18 protein-coding genes and 1 tRNA gene are annotated in these 22,345 nt (G+C 39.7%); 5 read left to right on the top strand and 14 right to left on the bottom strand.

The window, feature by feature from the left end:
• The 7 genes from FE394_RS04835 to FE394_RS04865 form a co-directional block, all read right to left on the bottom strand.
• Positions 1–1,039: hypothetical protein (locus tag FE394_RS04835; RefSeq protein ID WP_319925275.1), on the bottom strand; the 1,039-nt coding region annotated here is incomplete at its 3' end.
• 396 nt (positions 1,040–1,435) lie between these two features.
• Positions 1,436–1,849 carry a hypothetical protein gene (locus FE394_RS04840; RefSeq protein ID WP_000361846.1) on the bottom strand — a complete coding sequence of 138 codons (414 nt, stop codon included), beginning with the start codon at positions 1,847–1,849 and terminating at the stop codon, positions 1,436–1,438.
• Positions 1,850–1,946: 97 nt separating this feature from the next.
• Positions 1,947–2,345 (bottom strand): hypothetical protein, encoded by a 399-nt coding sequence (locus tag FE394_RS04845; RefSeq protein ID WP_001052044.1) that lies wholly within the window; start codon positions 2,343–2,345, stop codon positions 1,947–1,949.
• A complete protein-coding gene (locus FE394_RS04850) occupies positions 2,346–3,977 on the bottom strand; it encodes a DNA-binding protein (protein ID WP_319925276.1) in 1,632 nt (543 codons plus the stop codon). It lies immediately after the preceding gene.
• The gene (locus tag FE394_RS04855) at positions 3,977–5,287 is read right to left on the bottom strand and encodes a tyrosine-type recombinase/integrase (RefSeq protein ID WP_319925277.1); all 1,311 of its coding nucleotides are present in this window, start codon (positions 5,285–5,287) and stop codon (positions 3,977–3,979) included. Before FE394_RS04855 ends, FE394_RS04850 begins: the two co-directional genes overlap by 1 nt.
• Before the next feature lies 1 nt (position 5,288).
• Complete coding sequence (locus FE394_RS04860; RefSeq protein WP_319925278.1) at positions 5,289–6,494, bottom strand: tyrosine-type recombinase/integrase; 1,206 nt, start codon at positions 6,492–6,494, stop codon at positions 5,289–5,291.
• Positions 6,495–6,875: 381 nt separating this feature from the next.
• Positions 6,876–7,079, bottom strand: coding sequence for a helix-turn-helix transcriptional regulator (locus FE394_RS04865; RefSeq protein ID WP_016190490.1), 204 nt, complete (start codon positions 7,077–7,079; stop codon positions 6,876–6,878).
• Positions 7,080–7,501: 422 nt separating this feature from the next.
• On the opposite strand from FE394_RS04865, the gene FE394_RS04870 reads away from it, so the two are divergent.
• Entirely contained in the window at positions 7,502–7,927 is a 426-nt protein-coding gene (locus FE394_RS04870) for a hypothetical protein (protein WP_319925279.1), read from the top strand.
• 16 nt (positions 7,928–7,943) lie between these two features.
• Here FE394_RS04870 and FE394_RS04875 read toward each other — a convergent pair whose 3' ends face one another.
• The 5 genes from FE394_RS04875 to FE394_RS04895 form a co-directional block, all read right to left on the bottom strand.
• A complete protein-coding gene (locus FE394_RS04875; protein WP_319925280.1) occupies positions 7,944–8,900 on the bottom strand; it encodes a sce7725 family protein in 957 nt (318 codons plus the stop codon).
• A gap of 46 nt (positions 8,901–8,946) precedes the next feature.
• A complete protein-coding gene (locus FE394_RS04880) occupies positions 8,947–9,816 on the bottom strand; it encodes a sce7726 family protein (RefSeq protein WP_249213344.1) in 870 nt (289 codons plus the stop codon).
• Positions 9,817–9,962: 146 nt separating this feature from the next.
• Positions 9,963–10,832, bottom strand: coding sequence for a DUF6387 family protein (locus tag FE394_RS04885; RefSeq protein WP_319925281.1), 870 nt, complete (start codon positions 10,830–10,832; stop codon positions 9,963–9,965).
• Between the two features lie 111 nt (positions 10,833–10,943).
• The gene (locus tag FE394_RS04890) at positions 10,944–12,191 is read right to left on the bottom strand and encodes a tyrosine-type recombinase/integrase (RefSeq protein ID WP_319925282.1); all 1,248 of its coding nucleotides are present in this window, start codon (positions 12,189–12,191) and stop codon (positions 10,944–10,946) included.
• Positions 12,192–12,380: 189 nt separating this feature from the next.
• Positions 12,381–12,465 (bottom strand) — tRNA-Leu (locus FE394_RS04895).
• A 385-nt stretch (positions 12,466–12,850) separates the two neighbouring features.
• Between FE394_RS04895 and ampH the strand changes: the two genes are divergently transcribed.
• Positions 12,851–14,068 carry a D-alanyl-D-alanine-carboxypeptidase/endopeptidase AmpH gene (ampH, locus tag FE394_RS04900; RefSeq protein WP_319925283.1) on the top strand — a complete coding sequence of 406 codons (1,218 nt, stop codon included), beginning with the start codon at positions 12,851–12,853 and terminating at the stop codon, positions 14,066–14,068.
• Between the two features lie 709 nt (positions 14,069–14,777).
• Here ampH and lptG read toward each other — a convergent pair.
• Positions 14,778–15,881, bottom strand: a complete 1,104-nt coding sequence (gene lptG, locus FE394_RS04905; protein ID WP_319925371.1) for an LPS export ABC transporter permease LptG — start codon at positions 15,879–15,881, stop codon at positions 14,778–14,780.
• Positions 15,881–16,981: an LPS export ABC transporter permease LptF gene (gene lptF, locus FE394_RS04910; protein WP_319925284.1), complete on the bottom strand. Its 1,101-nt coding sequence runs from the start codon at positions 16,979–16,981 to the stop codon at positions 15,881–15,883. The genes lptG and lptF overlap by 1 nt, the downstream gene beginning before the upstream one ends.
• A gap of 280 nt (positions 16,982–17,261) precedes the next feature.
• Between lptF and pepA the strand changes: the two genes are divergently transcribed.
• The 3 genes from pepA (at position 17,262) to FE394_RS04925 (ending at position 22,338) form a co-directional block, all read left to right on the top strand.
• Positions 17,262–18,770, top strand: a complete 1,509-nt coding sequence (gene pepA / locus FE394_RS04915) for a leucyl aminopeptidase (RefSeq protein ID WP_319925285.1) — start codon at positions 17,262–17,264, stop codon at positions 18,768–18,770.
• Between the two features lie 162 nt (positions 18,771–18,932).
• The gene (locus FE394_RS04920; protein WP_319925286.1) at positions 18,933–19,427 is read left to right on the top strand and encodes a DNA polymerase III subunit chi; all 495 of its coding nucleotides are present in this window, start codon (positions 18,933–18,935) and stop codon (positions 19,425–19,427) included.
• A 13-nt stretch (positions 19,428–19,440) separates the two neighbouring features.
• A complete protein-coding gene (locus FE394_RS04925; protein ID WP_319925287.1) occupies positions 19,441–22,338 on the top strand; it encodes a valine--tRNA ligase in 2,898 nt (965 codons plus the stop codon).
• Positions 22,339–22,345 lie beyond the last annotated feature (7 nt).

Consider the following 22,345-nt stretch of genomic DNA (forward strand, 5'->3'; position numbering starts at 1 on the left):
GCTCTGGCTCTGGCTCTGGCAAAGGAGAACTAAAATCTAATGAAGTTTCAATATTATATTCATGATTTTTATGGTCTATATCAGATAATGAAATGGGTTGTTCATTCAATGATGATACAGACAGATCATTTTCAATGTAATAATTACTATCATTATATGAGCTTTCAAATTTACCCAAGAAAGCCACATATACTAATTTAAAGTGGTTTGTCTTAAATAGAAACTTATCATTTTCATCCGGCATCCCAAAAAAGAAAACCGTCAGGTATTTTTTAGCATTCCTTTTATCTTTAAGTCCCTTATAATACCTATCAGCTTCCTTCCTTTGCTTTTCATATTCTTTCCAAAACACATCCTTCTGACTTTTATTCCAGTCAGAAACATCAATTTCAAGCGTAAATGGTTTTTGGGTCTTCTTATCCCTTGCGAGGAAAGTAATACAATGTTTATCTGAATCTTCATGCAGACGAATATTAGACTGGACTACACCATAATAAATAGCAGGTTTGTAATAACGTATGTTGTTTTTGTAAAAAATAAGTTGAAATGTATCTTTATAAGATCGCGTGCCATATGGAGGGATTGATAGCTGTTCATTATGATTGCTATTATTTATGTAATAGTCAACGACTGGCTTAATACTTGATGAAGATACAGGATGTTCATTACCTTTTTTTTCATCCTTGTGATTTTCATTTTTACTTTTTCGGGCATTTTTAACACCACCTCTTGGTTTCACATCAATATTTAATAGTGATATAACCGGAGCAGGTGGCGAATTATGTTTTCTTTCGTCATTTGAAGTATGATTGTTTTTATATCGTGGATCATGAATACCACACCCATCCTTATGTTTATCACCATATCTAAAATATGATTGATTAACATGTTTCATAGTAAAACTACAAGGTGTGGCTTTAATTTTACATAGCTCGTATGGGCATTCAAAACTCGTTGTCTTAATGTAAAAATCATCCATTCCACGGAGATCATTTCCATGAATGATTTCATCAGTCGAACTATCCTTCGCAATCGTCATATCTTGACCCTATGAAAATCTATGTCCTTCTAAGGATTCTAGCTTTTTCTTATTGACGATCCAATCAAAAAATTGTACTCCAACTTACCAAAATACACTATCAAGTAGAAGTTATTAACTTAAGAGGTAGAATTAGTATTTTTCAAAAAAAATTAAATGTTTGACAGAACGATGCTGAATAATATCGCTAACCTTAGTAAGGTCAGGGGGTTGTTATACACAACTCCCCTCTATTATCGTTTGTTAAAGGTTCTGGGTATGTATGCATAGTAACAGTAAAAGCATCTTAGAGGATGCTTTTAAGCATTAATTAGATTCATAGAATTATAGATTTACGAATCTAATATTAAAATTTAGACTATAGATTAAGTAAGTTCAATGAAAACCATACAAACACTACAACCCATATCTTTTCCTTTTATCCTTTTTCGATAATTCTCTTTTTAGAGTTGAAGCCTCATATTTCCTTTTCTCATTAGCATAGACTTTCTCTGTTCGGCTACCATTACTGACTATAAAGTTAATCAATGAAGAACATACATGCTTCATACGCTCTTTGTTGATCAAATCATCATCCAGTTTATTTATATGACTATAATATGAAAGTAGCAGAAAGGTTAAAACAACCTCCCTGTTGGAGAAGGTCATTTTTTCGATACCACTTTGGTATTTGATATAAAATCCTGCACAAAAAAGATATGATTGTTCTATAATTCTTTGCTCTGAGAAACCTGATTCAGCGAGTTTATCAACGAATCGATCAAGCAGAAGTAGATACCTTTCCATTAAGTTAATATTTGTTTTATCCATAATATGCATCCTTGCAATAGTGAAATTTTGTCGTCCTGACAAGAAAATAAATAACATAATATTTTACCATGTCAATAGCTAAAACCTATCAATTCTATTAAAGGTATTTTGCAGGTAACGGATTATTAAGTTCTTCAATCGTGATTTGTTTAAGGTGAGCATTATAAAGCCATACTTTGAACTGCTCTAAATAGCGTTCATTTAATGCCTTCAAAGCTTCATTTTCTGCTTCAAGTCTTCTAATTCGTTGAGAAGCCACTTTTAAATTAGCAGGTTTTACAGTGTGTATTGCACCAGATTTGATAGTGGCTTTTTTCACACTGAAGCTTTCTGCAATCCTTACATGACTACTCAAGGATTGTCTTGATGGTCTTTTCCCAATAATCCTTACTAACCTGTCGCACAAAGCATCCCAGGTTAGTTTTTCATCTATAGACCATGTGTTAATAACATCTACAATCTTCTTCTCATGATAACCATTTATATGCTTAGCCATTTATTCTCCTTTTTTTATTCTCTTATGGAATTCATACCATCTATCAGCATTTATGTTCCCATCATTTTTATCATACAGTGTTCTTTTTAAAATTTTATCGTGAATGTTTGAAATCGTTTCGTTATCTAAACCAGAATTCTCAATCGGATAATGTTCACACGGCTTAAACGCATATGAGTGTTTGCAGTAGCCATGTTTTGATACAAGTACTGCACCACTACTAAGTGAATCAAACTCATTGAGATCCACCACTGGAATATCCTTTATTCTGTGCTCATTAACACACACTGATAACTTTTGTTCTCTTATTGCTTTAGACATTTGAAGATGCGATCTGTGGTCATAAGAAACATTTTGAGAAATAAGCTTACGTCCAGACCAGCGAGCAATACTAAATTCATCCATGCTATTTATTTGAGCAAATGTGTTGAGAAGATGCCTCAGTTGATGTGTTCTTAGCAAATATGGGCTACCATCTTCATTTATATAACCATGTCTTTTAAAGATATTAAAATGTCCTTTTATATAATCAGAATCAACAATGTCAGTTTTAAAAAAACTCATTGTAGGTCTGAATAACTTATCTAACATTTTCTTTTTGTTTTGATTTAACTGTCCTTCAGTTAACAAGCAAAGCGCATTAGAATATTCAATTTTCTTCTCTCTATCATACCAAGGGAAATCTTGAGGTATATTCTCTTTAAGGGTTCCCATCGTTGAATTAGAGTGATTTTTTTGTAATTCAGCAGCCAATAACCTCGCTTGACTTGATAATTCTTTTAATCTGCTAATAGCCCTTTTAGCTACAGGTATCATTAAAGTTGGAATCCATTTTATATTACCTTCATACCCTTTTGCTGAAAAAAATCTCAATCCGTATCTTTGAATACCCTTTCCATCACATTCTGTAATTTCACAATCCGCTGGCAAAGCTAAAATTTCTGATATCCTACTTGGTGCGCACATAAGTAAAGCAAGCACAGATGTAGTAAATATATCTCTTGAAGATAATTGTTCATCCCGCTTTGAAAAAATCTCAGCAATCGCAATAACTGATTTGATATCAGGCAATCTAGGATGGCCTTCAAGTGAAGAATCATAACCAGTCCAAGACTGAGTAATCCTATACCTAATTGGATTTACCCAAAATAAATAAGATGAGTTAGTCATCCTATTATCACTTAAAAATGAACTCAATTTCTCAAGTTCTTTCCCAATAGCAAATGCATGTGCTTTAGAATACTTTTCAGAGGCTATTCTTATGCATTCATCAAAAACTGAATTGTTGCAATAGCTTACATTAGCTTCCATATTGATTTTCAGTAAAACGAATTCTACAATCTTCAACATTGATAATGTTGAGTGTTTCGTCTTAGATTTATTGAATGAATGCACATGCAACATATATGCTTTAGCAAAATTAATAAAACTATCATCTAAGCGTTCCTTGCTGCTTAGGTTGTTTTTTAAGTTAAACTTAGTAAATCTATATAAACCTTTCCATTTATTGCTTTCCCAGGAAGTTGTTAAATTATTATTAGAAATGGTATCCTTACAAAACTCGATGAACTTAATAACATTATCGTGTGGGTTGTTTTTATTACTTGGTTCAAAAATAAATATATTATTCATTATGTTCTCCAGGGGTTGAATTTTTTACAAGATAAACATTTAAATTCCTCTTTCGTATCTTCTAATAATAAAAATGAATCTAAAACATACTTGATAAAAAAGTTCTTGTTTTCTTCAATCTCTACGCCCATAAGTATATTAGATAAGGGGTTAAAAAATGCACTTAGTTTCTTATCGATATCATAAACACTGTCAGGATTATTTTTTATATAAATCATAGAAGAGTTTGCTGATTTATGATCTAACGCTTTAGCAATCACCTCAATTGAGGCTCCTTCATTAGCCAGTCGACTCCCTAATGTATATCTGAATCTTCTGGCATTAAGCTCTATATAGCTGTTAGTCCTTTCTGATCTAACATCGAATTTTGAAGGAAAGCGTTTTAATAGCTTTGACATGACTGAATTTTTCATATGGAAAAAATCTGTTGTTAAATCAGATAGAAAACCCTCAATCCTTTTTATTTCCGTAATCTTGTCTAAATCCATGAAGATTGGCAATTCGCCTCTATAGTTATTAATCCCAACACTAAATTTATCTTCTACAAACACCTGATTTTCATTAATTAGCATTGATAAGCTGTCATATAAGAACTTTTCTATCATTACCATGTTAAATTCATTTCTGAATGATTTCCTTTGTTTTACTTTTGGTACATTTAAAAAATACCCTTTCTCATTTTTAATGAGATCCTTAGCTTTTAGAGAGATTAATTGTAATGGCCTTCTTCCTGTTATTGCCAACAGAAGAATATAACAATATAAGAAGCGTTGAATTTTCTTCTGAAGATAAAATTTGCTAACAGAGTTAAGGATATAATTTAGTTCCGTTTCAGTTAAAGGTCCTTTATTTGGATCTCGTCTTTTAACTGCCTCTCCTGTTTGGTTTGGAATGATTTTTATTTTCTCCAACATTCTAAGGGCAGTCGCTTCTACTCCAGGGTAATTGAGTTTTTTCCATTTAGTGATGAAGGCCTTAACTATGTTTAGCTTGTAGTTTCTCGCTGAACCTAAATGAACATTCAATTGATATATGGCTTTGTCATCAATAGTATCGATAGTCATCGCACCAAACCACTTATAAAATAGATTGTTAATGCTTTGAATATAAAAAGAACTATATTCAGACGCATAGTAAGCCAATGTTTTTAAGTAGCTAAGTTTCATTTTTGTAGGCATTCTATCTACAACTTTATGAGGGTATACGCAGTTTTCTTTATCCAGTTGCCATTTCTTATCTGACAGTTTGAAACTATACCTATTCATCTTAGCAAAAAAGATTTGCTCACTTTCAATACATTTGTTTTCCATACTAAACTCCACTAATTATTTTACTTACTGATTTATAGACCTTTAGGACGACATCCTTCTCTTGTTGTGATATATATTTATAGTTGTATCTATCACACATTATTGACTCCTTTGACCAACCCATTAGATAATTCCTTAAATCTTTCCTTCTACTATATTCTAATTCAGCACCTTCTATTCCTTTAGAATACATATAATTCCAAGAGTGCCTTAACCTATGGCCTGAAAGATTATATAGCTCTGGACTTGCTCGTTTCAGTGTTGATATCACCTTCTCATAAGCTGAAATGCTTAAGGGTTCTCCTGCATTTTTCCCGGTGCAATGAGCCACAAATAAGAAATTATGTTTTTTCCTTTTTGTCATTTTTTCCCTGCTATTGCTTATGTAATCAAAAATTTCACTGGCTAATTCATCAGATAACGGAATAATCCTTTCGCCAGTCTTTACTAATGGTTGATAAGATCTTCCATCCTCTTTTGAATCATGTCTTCTGACTACACTTAGAGTGTTGTCTCTGAGATCAAAATCATCTATTTTAAGGTTGAGCAACTCTCCAGCCCTTAAACCTAAATTCAAGAGCAAGGTAAATATTAGTCTGTTCCTGACCTGTACTTCCTTATGGAAAGGGTTTTCAATCCCGCCAATTTCCAAAAGCCGGAAAAGTACTTTGATCTCTTCTTCATTTAACGATTTTTCAGATATTTCATTCATATTCAATGAACTGTTTCTTGGAATATGTGCTTTGATACTTTCAATAAATACTTCTACTTCATACTTTGCATGAATCCCTTTTGACGAATGAACTAATCCACATAACCACTTAAGATAGCGTGAAAAAACGTGTATTCTATAACTAAAGGTTCTCTTCGCAATAAACCTATGATTTGCTGATTTTATATTTATAATTTTTTGTCTGTCGAATCTTTGTTTCGCATATCTTACCAGATCATCTATTTCTGCAACGCTGAGATATTTTTTAAGCTCAACTCTCTCAATTATATTAATTCCCCTACCATCCAAGAAATTACTGAAAATTAGTAAGTTAGTGGCAACTATTTCCATCGTTGAGGCCGTTGCGCCTCTATTCCTTATATCTGTAGTAAGAAATAGATTTTGGTAGTAAGCTGGTAGATTACTTTTTTTATCAAGGATCAGGCATCCTCGCTCCCCACTACTCATGATGAATTTCTTTACTTTATATCCCATTTTCACCTCAAAATTTACAAATTAATATCACTCTCACTTATTAAATATATTGCAATTCAAAATAATTCAAATTTTTTACAATTAATCTTGTCTATTTTGTATATGAATTAATGGCTTGAAAAATTTTATTTGACGTCAAATAAACAGGTACGGCTAGTAAATTGTATCCATACCCGATATTAAGAAAACCATCTCTAAGTCTTATAGCAAAAGCTCTGCCAGAAAAAAGGTAAAGAATTACGTCAAATATATTCTTTTTTTCAGATGCAAACTTTACAAAGCCTCGTTGTTTCAAACCCACTACGTAAACTCACAAAATCTGTAAATTTCTTTTTCTTAATACATTATCAAAAGTTAAAAATCGATGAAGCAGCATTTTTGTTAAGCGACATGCTTTCTTGAATTTTCGATAATTAATTGAATCCATTCATCGATTTCGCTTTCGACAAAAGCGGTAGCACGAACACCAATCTTTACTGGCTGTGGAAACCTATTTTGGCTGATAAGACGATAGATCCACGCTTTACCAAATCCAGTTTTCTTCATGACTTCTGGTAAACGGATGAGACGAGCTTGATTTTCCATATGTATGTCCTCTGTTGTTTCTACAGGGATACAGTACAAATGAATTTCGAATGGATGAAGCGAGATTACGAACACCAGAGCCATCCCTGGTTCGAAACTATGAGTCTCTGGAGATTCATATCACTCAGAATCTGAGAGTTTCATAACATCCGAAACCCTCACATCAATAGGCTACAGGTAGAAAACAGTTCTTTCATTCACCTAAATTTTCACAAGATCGAAAGCCTTTACTCACTAGATTTGAGCTTAGAGAAGATAACTATCTGTTCAATTGCGTATAAAGGCACCCTCTAATTATGTTTTTTCTTCAATAAGCAGTTAGATTGAAAAATCTATTTTTATAATAAAAACCTTCTAAATTCTATTGCATAATAGTTTTGACATGTTATTTTATTATAACAATAATTATTAAGGACCCAAAAATGATTGATATAAAAGGGAACATAGACCACATTAGAGTGTATTATTATAGTAATGAGCATCTTTTCAGAAGTGAATTAATCAAACTTGGTAGTTATGAATTCTATGATAAATACCTATGTAATCTAACACCAAGAGAATATCTTGATTTCTTACAACTTCTAATTGATGATATAATTGAACGAACAACGATAATACCAGATGAAATAACCTCTTTAATTAGTTATATGCTCGGCAAAGAAATATTAACAAAACAGGAAGATAATTCATTTGCTATATCTGAAAATATATTCACAGAGAACTATCAAGATCTGACAAAAAAATCCATTACATTAAATAACATACACACTGCTAAAAGAGAAAAAAATATAATCGAATCTAAAATTCATAACAAAAAAGCTCTAAACAAAACTAAAAAGAGGCTATAGAATAGCCTCTTTACTGTCAGATTTTTCCTGATATTACATCAATTATGTGCTGTATGTGGTGTCTAATCTGGTATTCTTTATTTTTCCCCAAACCGGGAAACGTTCTGCTTTTATAATGCTCGTTATATTTTTCTAATGCTTTATTAGAGCCGTACTCTGTGGCCCTTGTTCTAACTTCCTTTTCAATTTTATCTGTCATTTGTAAGAATTTTGACGCTACATCGCCAATGTCTCTATCAGTGTCATTCGAAACAAAATGTTCTATCCATATATCACCGCTTGCAGGATGTTTATAAATTAAATGAGATGCAACGGCACCAGCCTTGCCACCACCAATCTCAAGTTTTTTCCCGACTATAGTGAAATCACCGATACCTAATACTGTTTTACCAATTTTTTTATGTTTATCCGTGAAAACTTCTTGGCCAGAGTAATCTGCATTCTTATCTAATTTGACGAAGTTATCTTTCACTTCAATAAGTTTATTTTTAGGGATTTCATTAAATTGAAAATCGGTAACATTACCATCAATAGTGATATGAAATTCAATAAATTTTAATTTTGTTAACTTGGAAAATTCCACATCGCTAATACTTGGCTTGTTGTATATTAAAGCAACATTTGAACCTTCAAATGCTTTTAAGAAACCATTAAGGGTTTCAATTGCTACACTTGAGTCAACTATAAGGGTGGGGATAAGCGTTTTACATTTATCTAAATTATTTTTAATCGTTGCTACAAATTTTCTTCGAGCCTCTATATCTTTACTAAACTCATGTTGTTTTGGATTGATGACTAACATGACCCTCTTGTTTTTCTCTGAAAGTATCTCTAAACAACGTATAAGTTTATCGGTTTTGGTTAGCACAAGTTCAATTATCGGTATAAACAACTCAGCATTAGTACAACTTGCTGCCAATTCTCTTAGCGCTAACAGCTCAGAACCACGACCATATAGATATGGACTATACATATGACTCCCTCCAGAGAGAAAAATGATCACATAAAGTTAAGCATCTCTACACTATCCCCAAAACCGTGAGGATCTTTTTACGTTGAACACTTGATAAAGCAGATGACATTCCCAACACACGAAGGCAACTAGGAAGGCAATTAACAAAGCTTACAATATCATCACTTGTCGTTCTGCCTCTCATTGCATTAATGTAAATATTGTGAGCTATATCCTGAGGGATTTTTTTAAATATATCCTCGCAGAATGCATAAATAAGCCCGTTGGGTAAATTGATCTTCTCGCCAATGAATTTTTCTATTGCTGGAAGGTATTCACTTCTTTTCAGCATACGAAAAATATATAATATATCAACATTAGCTAAATTTGACTCAGCATTTTTCACTATCTTAAGGCTACCTCTATTATTTAATGCAATAACACCAACTTTATCTGGAACAATCTCAGCATATTTTTCAGATAAATTTGGATGAGTAACCACATAAACTTTATCGAATGCTTTTAAATAATCTGGGGTTTGAGTTTGCAATCTACGCGGGGTATCATATTCCGTTTTAATTTCATACGCTGTAGATGTTCCGTTAAAAATTGCAATATCAACAATAGACTTTCCGACATGAAGCTCACTTAATAAGGATGAGGTCCGGGGACTATGCCTCCCAAAAACTATTCGATTGGCTACTTCTGTTTTGTAAACATACTCATTTCTATAATTTCTGGATAACTCTTTATAACATTCACTAAAAAATGTATGTAATGGTTGCCCATCCTGCTTCATTTCATCAGAGAAAGACACAAAATCCAAGACATTAGACGGTTCTCTTCCCTTGGCTAAAGCCTCGAAAACTGGGCGGCTGAACACCCTTGAAAAAACTCTTATATTATCGATACTTAGCGCCATTGGAAAATCCATCATAATATTCACTGTTATATAATAGCACAATCATACCGTGAAAAAAATTGTCATATCTCGCATAATCGTTACTGCATTTCAAATCATTAAAATACTCTATTTCCAGTAAAATCTTTCTTAAAATATATTTATCAACCATTACAATATAATCAATCGGCGTCTGTAATTTTCATTACATCATCAACGCTCATCTCTTTAATATGTCTGTTTTTATTTATAAAAAAGTAGAATTGGCGTAAAAAATCATTTTCTACTACTTTCATAGCTAAAGGTCGGTCTGCATCTCTAATATGATACCCTTGTCTAATTACCTTATCGTCATCTTCATCTCTATAAATCAATCGTGATATTCTATCATCTGACAGAAGCACTTTTTTTCTTTCTGACCAAGCAAGTAAATCAAGCATTGGTATTATTCTATAGCTCATTAACTTTTTTATTGTCCCATAACCAAATCTTACTGCATCAAGCGGTGCAGGTTTTACACCCTTAACTTTTCGCCATTGTGGTAATGATATTCGCAGTGCCTCTGCTATCTCATCATCACTTCCAGCCGCAAGATCGATTTCTAACATAATTGTAGTAGGAAACTGTTCAGGGATTTTTTCGGATATGTATTCGTTCTCAATAGTGGAATCAATCTTATATTGTTCTGAATTTGCTCTTATGAATAAAGCCTTTTTCATACAAGCAAAACTGATATTTGCTATTCGATCTACCGTGGTTATAAAAAAGTATGGCGGTTGATAAAGTTGATTTTCAGCATCCATATAATTCAAGTCTTTCTCTTTGATGAGAAAAGGATTACCTTCTAATATCTGCATATAATTTTTCAATACTGTTTTCTGCATTCCTTCTTCTATTACTGGTTTGAAGAAATATGTCCTCGCCCATATTTCATGGTAAAGCATATTAATTGAAATGTTTTCAAACTCTCGATATCTATCCAAATCAAACCATGTTTTCACTGCTTTGGTGTCTTCTGATGTCCAACTATTCATTTTTACCCAAGATTTCATTAATGCCACTCCGTTGTAAAAAGTTTTACTTCGTAATAGCACATAAATCGAAAATAAAAAAATAGCGCCTCAGTTTTTTATTGAGCACGCCATTTTATCAATTAAAATCAGTTAGTTATCAAAATCAAAAGGTGCAATTCTTCTCTCAGTTGTTTCATCAAGATAATCAGCCCACCACTGCAACATCAACCTACGCTCGTCCAAATGCTCAGCTTTATGAATGTATGCGGCGCGAACGGAGTTCCGCTCCTGATGGCTCATCTGCCTCTCAACAGCATCTCTCGACCACTTTCCTGACTCGATCAAAGCACTACAAGCCATCGCTCTAAAACCATGCCCACATACCTCAACAGTTGTGTCATAACCCATCGACCTTAGTGCCTTGTTCACTGTGTTTTCGCTCATAGGTTTTCTGAAATCATGATCGCCAATGAATACAAGGTCGCATTCACCGCTGATTTCTCTGATGGCTTTTAGAAGTTCTAAGGCCTGACGACTTAACGGCACGAGGTGTGGGGTCTTCATTTTTGAGCCTCGATGGGAATGTTTGACCCCTGGCAGTGGCTCGCGTTCTCCAGGGATAGTCCACATCGCATTTTCAAAGTCGATCTCCGACCATCTTGCGAATCGGAGTTCACTGGAACGGATAAAAATGAGCAATGTCAGCTTCACAGCTAATTTAGTAAGTTTCCTACCTTTAAAGCTTTCGATGCGCTCTAAAAGCTCTGAGAACCTATCAAATGGTAAGGCTGGTCTATGGGTTCGTTTCGCAACTGCAATTGCCCCAGACATCTCTTGTGCTGGATTGTAGTCAATTAAGCCATTCTGGACGGCATATCGCATTATTGCTGTGGTTCGTTGTTGCAGACGAGCAGCTACTTCTAGTCGTCCAGAAGCCGCAACAGTTTTGACTGGAAAGAGAAGATCCTTAGTTTTAAGCTCGGCTATTTTTCTCTGTCCTATGGAAGAGAAAAGGTTGTCTTCAAGGCTCTTTAAAACCCTTTCACTATGGGAATCTGACCATTTCCTTTTACAGGCAGTATGCCAGTCCCTTGCAACAGCTTCGAATGTCAGGGCTTCGCTTTGCTCAATCTTATCTGCTTTTTTCTTCTCAGAAGGGTCGATACCATCAGATACCAACTTTTTGGCTTCATCTCGCTTCCTGCGGGCTTCACCAAGAGAGACCATTGGATAAACACCCAATGCTAAAACTTTCTGTTTGCCCCCGAAACGGTATTGGAGTCGCCAGTATTTTGAACCATTGGGATTGATCAGCAGGTGCATACCCTGCCCATCGGTGAGTTTGAAGGGTTTGTCGGAGGGCTTGGTAGTCCTAACTTTGATATCGGTGAGAGCCATCAGTTGATACCTCCAGTGTTGGTACCAAAATCAATCGAACCGGGAATACCATCAGTTATACCATCATCAGTTGGTATATGTTCAAGGAATTGAGTAGACGTGGACAGACTAAGAAAAGCCAGAAACCTGCTTAACTTACTGTTTTTATGTACTAAAGTAGACGTTAGTAGACTTAAAAAAAGCTTTGTATGGTGCCGAAGGCCGGACTCGAACCGGCACACCCGAAAGCGGTTGATTTTGAATCAACTGCGTCTACCGATTTCGCCACTTCGGCACTGAAGGGTTCGGAGAACGGGGGTCATTATACCTGTCAGAAGAGCGTTCGCAACATTTATCCTTTCAATCTCGTTCAAGTGTCGAAAAAAGAATCATTAATGCCATTTTTCAACCAACTCCGTTCAGAACACGGCTTCCCTTACCTCCGCACAGCACAAATTTCCCTGTCATAATTCGCTCTTGCCAATAGACAACCTATGAACTCCTTATATAATTCAAAACAATACACTGCTATGAGGGAAATTATCATGACTATTATCAGTTGGATTTTTATAGGTATTCTGTTGGGTGTCGTTATCGGTGCCATCATGATGCTATTTAAGAAAAATAAATAGCGGTTTTATTCTCCCCACTTAGGCACTCTCTGATTGGTTAATCCAAAAATGAAAAAACAGCTATATAAACTGTGTGCAGTTTCCGCCCTGACATGGGCGATTTCGGCTTGTGCTGATTCTGGCAATTCATACCAGAATAAATTTCAACAATCTAATGCGCAATCTGCAAAGTGGGAAGTTTTTGAAGGCGATGACACTATCAAGAAAATGGCTGCTTCGCTGGTCGATCAATATTCACAGTCCATCTTTGATGAAGGTAATCCTTTAGGGATGGCAATGGTCGTGATCGATAATAATCAGGTTGTACATCGCAGTTTTGGGGAGACCTATCCGGGGAGTGGCGTTCGTCCGCGTCAGGATTCTTTGATTCGTATCGCTTCTATTACTAAGTTGATGACCAGTGAGGTCATGATCAAGTTGGCACAGAAGAAACGTATCAAGATTACCGATCCGTTGCAGAAGTATTCTCATTACGGTGTTCATGTACCGGATTATGGTTCAGGTCAGCCAATCCGTCTGTATCATCTGGCGAGCCATACCAGCGGGTTACCACGCGAACAACCGGGCGGAAAATGGGGACGCCCCGTGTTTATTTGGCCAACTCAATCTAACCGTTGGACTTGGCTGAAAACCGCAGGAATTGATGCCGTGCCCGGAACAACAGCTTCGTATTCAAATCTGGCCTATGATTTATTGGCTGACGCTCTTTCCAAAGCCACCGGAGAATCTTATGTGCGCCTTCTGCAAGAGGAGATCACCCGGCCTTATCGCATGAAAGATACAACGCTGATGCCCACGCAATCCCAATGTACCCGTTTGATGGCTGGAATTAAACCCAGCCCTTGTGTCAATACTATTGCAGCAGCAGGCAGTGGCGGTATTTATTCCACCCCCGCAGATATGCAACGCTGGATGCAGCAGTTTTTATCTTCACAAAATCAGTTGAGGAAACAGACGGCCAGTCGTGAACAGGGCATTTATTTTAAACGCGCGGATCTGAAATCCATAAAAGGGATGGATGTTGCAGGTCTGGCGGATGGCATCGGGCTTGGTTGGGTGTATATGGATGCCAAAGACGATATTCCCGGTATTTACCAGAAAACTGGCGGTGGCGGCGGGTTCAATACCTATATGGCGATGATCCCTGAGCAAAATATCGGCGTGTTTGTGGTAATGACTCGCAAAGAACAAAGTAAATTTAGTCGTGTGACGAATGGAGTTAATGAGTTAATTGCTGCATTGGCACGTAATCATAATCAGGTTTAGAACAAGATATTGCTGACGGTGGAAATAACAAACTGAGTTTTACCCCAATGTAAGGCGCAGTTTGTTATAATAATAAATAGTTGATCATAGATGATTTATCTTATTCGAATCTCTGACGCGCTCATAAACGATCCTTCTTGTTCTGACATTACCAATATAACTTTCTATATAACTGTATGGACACAGTTTAGAAAAATGGCAGGCAAAGGAGTTTTACCAATATGATGCTCATTGACATCAAGACACAGCATAAAACCATTTTCGTAATAGCCGACATGTCCATCAACGTTCAATCGTTTGATACCCCGATATTTATCTTCAAAGGTATAAAAATCTTCTGGATAATACTTTAACTCCCTCGTTATTATTCACCTTCTGTTTTTATCTAAAAACATATATATGCCATGAGCCGATATAGTCAACCGTCGCTCTTTACGGGCATCGTTACGAACATCTTCAAACACATGAAACCCTTCTGAGAAAAATCTACGATATCTCATGCTACAAGCCTCCTACCAATCAATGAACAACAAGTAAGCTCAAGATGTAAGTGCCACCAAATAGCCGTAATATTTCGTGTAAAACAATTAGTCACTAAAGTAAACTAACTTTTAGCTAAAATTAAAGGCGGATATAAAAAAATCCAAAAAAAATCGCCCCGACCATTGAAGGTAGAGGCGATAGATAGGCTTGATATGATATCAGTTTGTCAGGTCTTTTTATTCAAAAGTAAGTAAACACTCAGGCCAAAAAACAACAAACTTGGCAGCAGTGCCCCCAATATCGGTGGCATGCTATAAACTAAGCTGAGTGGGCCGAATATTTCATTCAAGACGTAGAAAAAGAAGCCCGTACTGATACCCACAACAACTCTGAATCCCATCGGTACGCTACGCAGCGGGCCGAAAATGAAGGAGAGTGCCATCAGCATCATCACCGCGACCGATAATGGTGCGAAAATTTTCTTCCACATATTGAGCTGGTAACGTCCGGCATCCTGCTGGCTCTGTTTCAGGTATGTGATGTATTGATGCAGGCCACGAATGGAGAGTGCGTCAGGATCAAGAGCAACTACACCCAATTTTTCAGGGGTCAGCCGACTTTGCCAATCCGCAGAAATACGCTGTGAACCGGTGATCTTGTCAATTTGATTCGAATCAGGTTTTTTAAATTGATTTAAATCAGACTCTTCAACCTGAGATAATTTCCAAATATTATTATCCTTATCATACACCGCAGAAGCTGCGTATTTTACGGATAACAATTTTTTGTTGTCATCAAAATGGTAGATACTGACACTATTCAGGGCATTATCCTTACCTACGCTCTGAATATAAATGAAATCCTGACCATCTTTCGCCCACAAGCCTTTGTTTGTGGACATCAGAGAACCGCCATACATTTTTTGCGAGCGGTAATTACGGGCCAGTTGCTCTCCTTGTGGAGCAACCCATTCACCAATGACCATCGTCAGCAAGACCAGCGGGATTGCTGTTTTCATCACAGAACCCGCCACTTGCAGACGGGTAAAGCCAGAAGCCTGCATCACCACCAGCTCACTGCGCGTTGCCAGTGCACCCAATCCCAATAGCGCCCCAAGCAGAGCAGCCATTGGGAAGAAGATCTGGATATCTTTCGGAACACTCAGCAGTGTGTAAACACCGGCGGAAAATGCATTATAGTCCCCTTGCCCGACTTTACGCAGCTGATCGACAAACTTGATGATGCCGGAAAGAGAGACCAGCATGAATAACGTCATCAGGATGGTTTGCAGAATTGTCCGACCGATATATCTATCCAATACCCCAAACATCATGACGCTCCTTGATTCTTAAAGCGTGAACGCAGTTTGCGCATTGGTACGGTATCCCACAGATTAAGCGCCAGAGCCAAGACAAAATACGCGCCATTGACCAACCACATCCAGAACATAGGATCAAGTTTACCTTTGCTGCCGTTGGAGCGCAGGGAGCTTTGCAAAAGGAAGAAAATCAGGTAGAGCAGCATAGCTGGCAACATACTGAGTATGCGCCCCTGACGCGGGTTCACGACACTCAGCGGAACCACCATCAACGCCATAACCAGTACAGAAACAATCAACGTCAGACGCCAGTGAAATTCTGAGCGGGAATCATTGTCAGTATCATGCCAAAGCTGTTCAATTGATTTTTGCTCGACTTTGTTACTGTCAATGTCTGCTTTCTGGTGCCCGATGACCACCTGATAGTTGGTAAATTCGGTGATACGGAAGTCACGCAGCATTGCTGTGCCTTCATAACGTGTCCCTTGATGAAGTACCGCGACCTGATTACCGTTCGGCCGCTCTTCCATATGACCACCATCCGCAATCACCACGGAAGGACGCTGGTCATCCGACGGACGGAGCTGAGCCAGGAACACGTTCTCAAAGGTATTGCCCTTCACGTTGCCGATATAAAGCACCATGTTGCCATCTCTGGAAGGTTTGAACTGCCCTTCCATGATCGCAGCAAGGCTTGGATTGGCCTTTGCATCGGCCAATACCTGCGCCTGATATTTAGAAGACCACGGCGTGAGCCAAATAACGTTAGCCGCCGCCAACATTGATGTCAGTAATGCCAGAATAAGGGCTGATTTCACCAATACGCTTTTGCCCAACCCGCAGGCATGCATAACGGTAATTTCACTTTCGGTATAAAGTTTGCTGAACGTCATTAATACCCCGAGAAATAAACTCAGGGGTAAAATAAGCTGCGCCATATCCGGCACACCTAAACCTAATAACGATAGAACCAAATTTGCGGGAATACTTCCTTCAACAGCCGCCCCCAATACCTCAACTAATTTCTGACTGAAAAAGATCAGCAATAAGATGAAAAGTATTGCGATTTGGCTTTTCAGGGTTTCCCGTACTAGATATCTAATGATGATCACGCTTATTACGCCTGTGAAAACTTGTCTTTTTGCAGGAAAGTCGCTAACTTCGTCGTATATCTACCATTTATATGCATCAGTTTGGCTTCCCCATTGCTAGAATGATACCAAAGCATCCCATATATTGGTTCCCAATTAGAACATACTTATCGTTAGCTAAGTACCAAAAAATAATGCGCTTAGCTTAACATAACAGTTACTTTTCTTTGGGATTAATTAATGCGCAACGTGATATTTTAGCGATTGTATCCGTCTTTGTCTTTAAGATTCAGGAGAACGCATGGAGTTCAGTGTAAAGAGCGGTAGCCCGGAGAAACAGCGCAGTGCCTGTATTATTGTCGGCGTGTTTGAACCGCGCCGTCTTTCCCCTATCGCAGAGCAGCTTGACAAAATAAGTAATGGTTATATCAGTGCTTTATTGCGCCGTGGGGAACTTGAAGGCAAGGTCGGTCAAACCTTGTTGCTGCATCATGTCCCTAATGTGCTATCTGAACGTATTTTACTGGTTGGCTGTGGAAAAGAGCGTGAACTGGATGAACGCCAGTATAAGCAAATTATCCAGAAGACGATCAGCACCCTCAACGAAACCGGTTCTATGGAGGCAGTTTGTTTCTTGACAGAACTGCATGTGAAAGGGCGCAATAACTACTGGAAAGTACGTCAGGCGGTCGAAACAGCCAAAGAATCACTGTATGTTTTTGATCAACTCAAGAGCAGTAAAAATGAACTGCGCCGCCCACTGCGCAAGATGGTGTTCAATGTACCGACCCGCCGCGAATTAACCAGCGGTGAGCGGGCCATTCAGCACGGACTTGCCATTGCATCCGGTATTAAGGCAGCAAAAGATCTGGCCAACATGCCACCCAATATCTGTAATGCCGCATATTTAGCTTCACAAGCGCGTCAGCTTGCTGACAGTGCCGATAATCTGGTCACCAAGGTCATTGGTGAAGAGCAGATGAAAGAGCTGGGTATGAATTCCTATCTGGCGGTTGGTCAGGGTTCGCAGAATGAATCCTTGATGGCAGTGATGGAGTATAAAGGCAGCAAAGACGCCAATGCGAAACCAATCGTACTGGTGGGCAAAGGCCTGACCTTCGACTCCGGCGGTATCTCCATCAAGCCAGCCGAAGGCATGGATGAGATGAAGTATGATATGTGCGGTGCAGCTTCAGTTTATGGCGTCATGCGCGTTGTGGCTGAACTTCAACTGCCGGTCAACGTCATCGGTGTTCTGGCAGGCTGTGAAAACATGCCGGGCGGACGGGCTTATCGTCCGGGAGATATCTTGACCACGATGTCAGGCCAAACCGTTGAAGTGACTAATACCGATGCGGAAGGCCGTCTGGTTCTGTGTGATGCGCTGACTTATATTGAGCGTTTTGAGCCTGAGCTGGTTATTGATGTCGCAACTCTGACAGGTGCCTGTGTCATTGCATTGGGTGGTCATTATACCGGTCTGATGTCCAACCATAATCCATTGGCACACGAACTGCTGAATGCCTCAGAACAAGCAGGAGATCGTGCATGGCGTCTGCCGCTGGGTGACGAATATACCGAACAGTTGGAATCCAATTTTGCGGATATGGTCAACTCATGCGGACGTTCTGGTGGTGCCATTACCGCAGGGGCTTTCCTGTCCCGCTTTGCGGGCAAATACAACTGGGCACATCTGGATGTCGCTGGTACAGCATGGCGTTCAGGTAAGGCGAAAGGAGCAACAGGTCGCCCGGTTGCACTCCTGTCACAATTCCTGTTAAATCGTTCAGGTTTAAATTCTGATGATTAATGCCCGGCCACACATTTCGTTTAATGCATCGTTTAATGAATCGTTTAATGAATCGTTTAATGAAAATGTGGCATAAAGGTAAGGGAATAAATGGAATTAAGGGTATTGCGAACGCAATACCCTTTTCCGTCACAGTTCCCATAATCTTGTAACCAATAAACTATGAAAAACGCCACCTTCTATTTATTAGAAAAGCTGCCATTAGAAAAACTGCCATTAGAAAAGCGGTCACCAGAACAATCATCATTTTCTGATGATTTACAGTCCCATGAATGGCTGGCATGTCAGCTTGCTGCTGACCAATGGCGAGCAGGTAAGCGGGTTCTGATTGCTTGTGAAAGCCAGCAACAGGCCGAAAAATTGGACGAAGCATTATGGCAACGAGAGCCGAGTCAATTTGTACCGCACAACCTTGCCGGAGAAGGCCCTCGCTATGGCGCTCCTGTAGAATTGTGCTGGCCGCAAAAAAGAAGCAATGCTCCCCGCGATGTGCTGGTAACACTGCTTCCTCACTTTGCAGACTTTGCCACAGCTTTCCATGAAGTGATAGACTTCGTCCCTATTGATGAAAATCTGAAACAGTTAGCGCGCGAACGATATAAATCTTATCGTATCGTCGGCTTTAATTTGACCATGGCAACCCCGCCAACCTATTAAATATCAAGACACAATGGAAAAGACACCCGCTAATCAAACGCAATCTGAGCCATCTCTCGATAAAACGTACAACCCGACAGAGATAGAGCAACCTCTTTATAAGCACTGGGAACAGAGCGGTTATTTCAAACCGAACGGCGATACCAGCCGTGAAAGTTTCTGTATCGTCATTCCGCCGCCAAACGTTACCGGCAGCCTGCACATGGGACACGCATTCCAGCAGACTATCATGGATACGATGGTGCGTTACCAGCGCATGCAGGGTAAAAACACGCTGTGGCAATCAGGAACTGACCACGCAGGTATCGCGACACAAATGGTTGTTGAGCGCAAGATCGCGGCAGAAGAAGGTAAAACCCGCCACGATTATGGCCGCGACGCCTTTATCGACAAGATCTGGCAATGGAAAGCGGAATCGGGTGGCAATATCTCCAACCAGATGCGCCGTATTGGCAACTCCGTGGATTGGGAGCGTGAACGTTTCACTATGGATGAAGGCTTGTCCAAAGCGGTTAAAGAGGCTTTCGTTCGTCTGTATCAAGAAGATCTGATTTACCGTGGCAAGCGCCTCGTAAACTGGGACCCTAAACTGCGTACTGCAATTTCCGATTTGGAAGTTGAAAACCGTGAAGTAAAAGGTTCTATGTGGCACTTGCGCTATCCGCTGGCTGACGGTGCAAAAACCGCTGAAGGCAAGGATTACCTGATTGTTGCCACAACCCGTCCTGAAACCATGCTGGGGGATACCGGTGTTGCCGTTAACCCTGAAGATCCGCGTTATAAAGATCTGATTGGCAAAGAAATCCTGCTGCCTCTGATAAATCGTCGCATTCCTATCGTTGGCGATGAGCACGCGGACATGGAAAAAGGCACTGGCTGTGTGAAAATCACGCCTGCCCATGATTTCAATGACTATGAAGTCGGTAAGCGCCACAGCCTGCCAATGATCAACATTCTGACCTTTGACGGTGATATCCGCGAAGCCGCAGAAGTGTTCGATACCAACGGTGAAGTTTCTGATATCTGCTCAACCGACATTCCTGCCGAATACCGTGGCATGGAGCGTTTCGCTGCCCGTAAAGCGATTGTGGCTGAGTTCGAAAAACAGGGCCTGCTGGTTGAGATCAAACCTCATGACCTGACCGTACCTTATGGCGACCGTGGTGGCGTGGTTATCGAGCCAATGCTGACTGACCAATGGTACGTCCGCACGGCACCACTGGCAAAAGTGGCGATTGAAGCGGTTGAAAGTGGTGATATCCAGTTCGTGCCAAAACAGTACGAAAACATGTACTACTCTTGGATGCGTGATATTCAGGATTGGTGTATCTCCCGTCAATTGTGGTGGGGTCACCGTATTCCGGCTTGGTATGACGCACAAGGCAACGTCTATGTTGGTCGCGATGAAGACGAAGTCCGCCGTGAAAACAACCTTGGCGCAGACATCGTTCTGACTCAGGACGAAGACGTACTGGATACCTGGTTCTCCTCTGGCCTGTGGACATTCTCTACCCTCGGCTGGCCTGAGCAGACCGAAGCACTGAAAACTTTCCATCCAACCAATGTGCTGGTCAGTGGTTTCGACATTATCTTCTTCTGGATTGCCCGCATGATCATGATGACCATGCACTTCATCAAAGATGAAAACGGCAAACCGCAAGTGCCATTCAAAACGGTCTACATGACGGGCCTGATCCGTGATGATGAAGGCCAGAAAATGTCAAAATCCAAAGGGAACGTTATCGATCCGCTGGATATGATCGATGGTATTTCTCTGGAAAACCTGCTGGAAAAACGTACCGGCAATATGATGCAGCCACAGCTGGCTGAGAAAATCGGCAAGCGTACTGAAAAACAGTTCCCGGAAGGCATTGAAGCCCACGGTACTGATGCCCTGCGTTTTACGTTGGCGGCACTGGCTTCTACCGGTCGTGATATCAACTGGGACATGAAGCGTCTGCAAGGTTACCGCAACTTCTGTAACAAACTGTGGAACGCCAGCCGTTTCGTGCTGATGAACACAGAAGGACAGGATTGTGGACAGAACGGCGGCGAAATGTCGTTGTCACTGGCCGATCGCTGGATTCTGGCGGAATTCAACCAGACCGTTAAAACCTACCGTGAAGCGCTGGATACCTACCGTTTCGACATCGCCGCGAATATCCTTTATGAATTCACATGGAACCAATTCTGTGACTGGTATCTGGAACTGTCAAAACCAGCTATCAACAAAGGTTCAGAAACGGAAGTCCGTGCAGCTCGCCATACTCTGGTTGAAGTATTGGAAGGTCTGCAGCGTCTGGCACACCCCATCATTCCATTCATCACCGAAACCATCTGGCAGCGTGTGAAAGTCGTTAAAGGCATTGATGCAGATACCATCATGCTGCAATCTTTCCCTGAATTCGATCCGGCGAAAGCGGATGAACTGGCGCTGAACGATCTGGAATGGATCAAGGAAGCGATCATTGCGGTACGTAACATTCGTGCCGAAATGAATATCGCACCAAGTAAGCCACTGGAAGTTATGCTGCGTGATGCCAATGAAGATGCACAACGCCGTGTGGCTGAAAACCTCAACTTTATTCAGGCAATGGGTCGTCTTTCTTCTGTTACCGTCTTGGCCGCAGATGAAGAAGCCCCTGTTTCTGTCACCAAACTGATCAACGGGGCGGAAATACTGATCCCAATGGCAGGCTTGGTCGATAAAGATGCGGAGTTGGCGCGTCTGGATAAAGAAATTGAGAAACTGGATAAAGAGATCAGCAGCATTGAAGGCAAACTGGCTAACGAAGGCTTTGTCAGCCGGGCACCAGAAGCCGTCGTCGCAAAAGAGCGTGAACGTCTGGCGACTAACAATGCAGCAAAAGAGAAATTGCTGGCGCAGAAAGAAACTATCACTGCACTGTAATTTATTC

Source organism: Xenorhabdus littoralis (assembly GCF_033949345.1).
Taxonomy (GTDB): Bacteria; Pseudomonadota; Gammaproteobacteria; order Enterobacterales; family Enterobacteriaceae; genus Xenorhabdus; species Xenorhabdus littoralis.

What these genes read in the sequence shown, in the direction of transcription:
- FE394_RS04840 (WP_000361846.1), bottom strand. Translation starts at nt 1,849, where the DNA reads ATGGATAAAACAAATATTAACTTAATGGAAAGGTATCTACTTCTGCTT.
- FE394_RS04845 (WP_001052044.1), bottom strand. Translation starts at nt 2,345, where the DNA reads ATGGCTAAGCATATAAATGGTTATCATGAGAAGAAGATTGTAGATGTT.
- FE394_RS04850 (WP_319925276.1), bottom strand. Translation starts at nt 3,977, where the DNA reads ATGAATAATATATTTATTTTTGAACCAAGTAATAAAAACAACCCACAC.
- FE394_RS04855 (WP_319925277.1), bottom strand. Translation starts at nt 5,287, where the DNA reads ATGGAAAACAAATGTATTGAAAGTGAGCAAATCTTTTTTGCTAAGATG.
- FE394_RS04860 (WP_319925278.1), bottom strand. Translation starts at nt 6,494, where the DNA reads ATGGGATATAAAGTAAAGAAATTCATCATGAGTAGTGGGGAGCGAGGA.
- FE394_RS04865 (WP_016190490.1), bottom strand. Translation starts at nt 7,079, where the DNA reads ATGGAAAATCAAGCTCGTCTCATCCGTTTACCAGAAGTCATGAAGAAA.
- FE394_RS04870 (WP_319925279.1), top strand. Translation starts at nt 7,502, where the DNA reads ATGATTGATATAAAAGGGAACATAGACCACATTAGAGTGTATTATTAT.
- FE394_RS04875 (WP_319925280.1), bottom strand. Translation starts at nt 8,900, where the DNA reads ATGTATAGTCCATATCTATATGGTCGTGGTTCTGAGCTGTTAGCGCTA.
- FE394_RS04880 (WP_249213344.1), bottom strand. Translation starts at nt 9,816, where the DNA reads ATGATGGATTTTCCAATGGCGCTAAGTATCGATAATATAAGAGTTTTT.
- FE394_RS04885 (WP_319925281.1), bottom strand. Translation starts at nt 10,832, where the DNA reads ATGAAATCTTGGGTAAAAATGAATAGTTGGACATCAGAAGACACCAAA.
- FE394_RS04890 (WP_319925282.1), bottom strand. Translation starts at nt 12,191, where the DNA reads ATGGCTCTCACCGATATCAAAGTTAGGACTACCAAGCCCTCCGACAAA.
- ampH (WP_319925283.1), top strand. Translation starts at nt 12,851, where the DNA reads ATGAAAAAACAGCTATATAAACTGTGTGCAGTTTCCGCCCTGACATGG.
- lptG (WP_319925371.1), bottom strand. Translation starts at nt 15,881, where the DNA reads ATGTTTGGGGTATTGGATAGATATATCGGTCGGACAATTCTGCAAACC.
- pepA (WP_319925285.1), top strand. Translation starts at nt 17,262, where the DNA reads ATGGAGTTCAGTGTAAAGAGCGGTAGCCCGGAGAAACAGCGCAGTGCC.
- FE394_RS04920 (WP_319925286.1), top strand. Translation starts at nt 18,933, where the DNA reads ATGAAAAACGCCACCTTCTATTTATTAGAAAAGCTGCCATTAGAAAAA.
- FE394_RS04925 (WP_319925287.1), top strand. Translation starts at nt 19,441, where the DNA reads ATGGAAAAGACACCCGCTAATCAAACGCAATCTGAGCCATCTCTCGAT.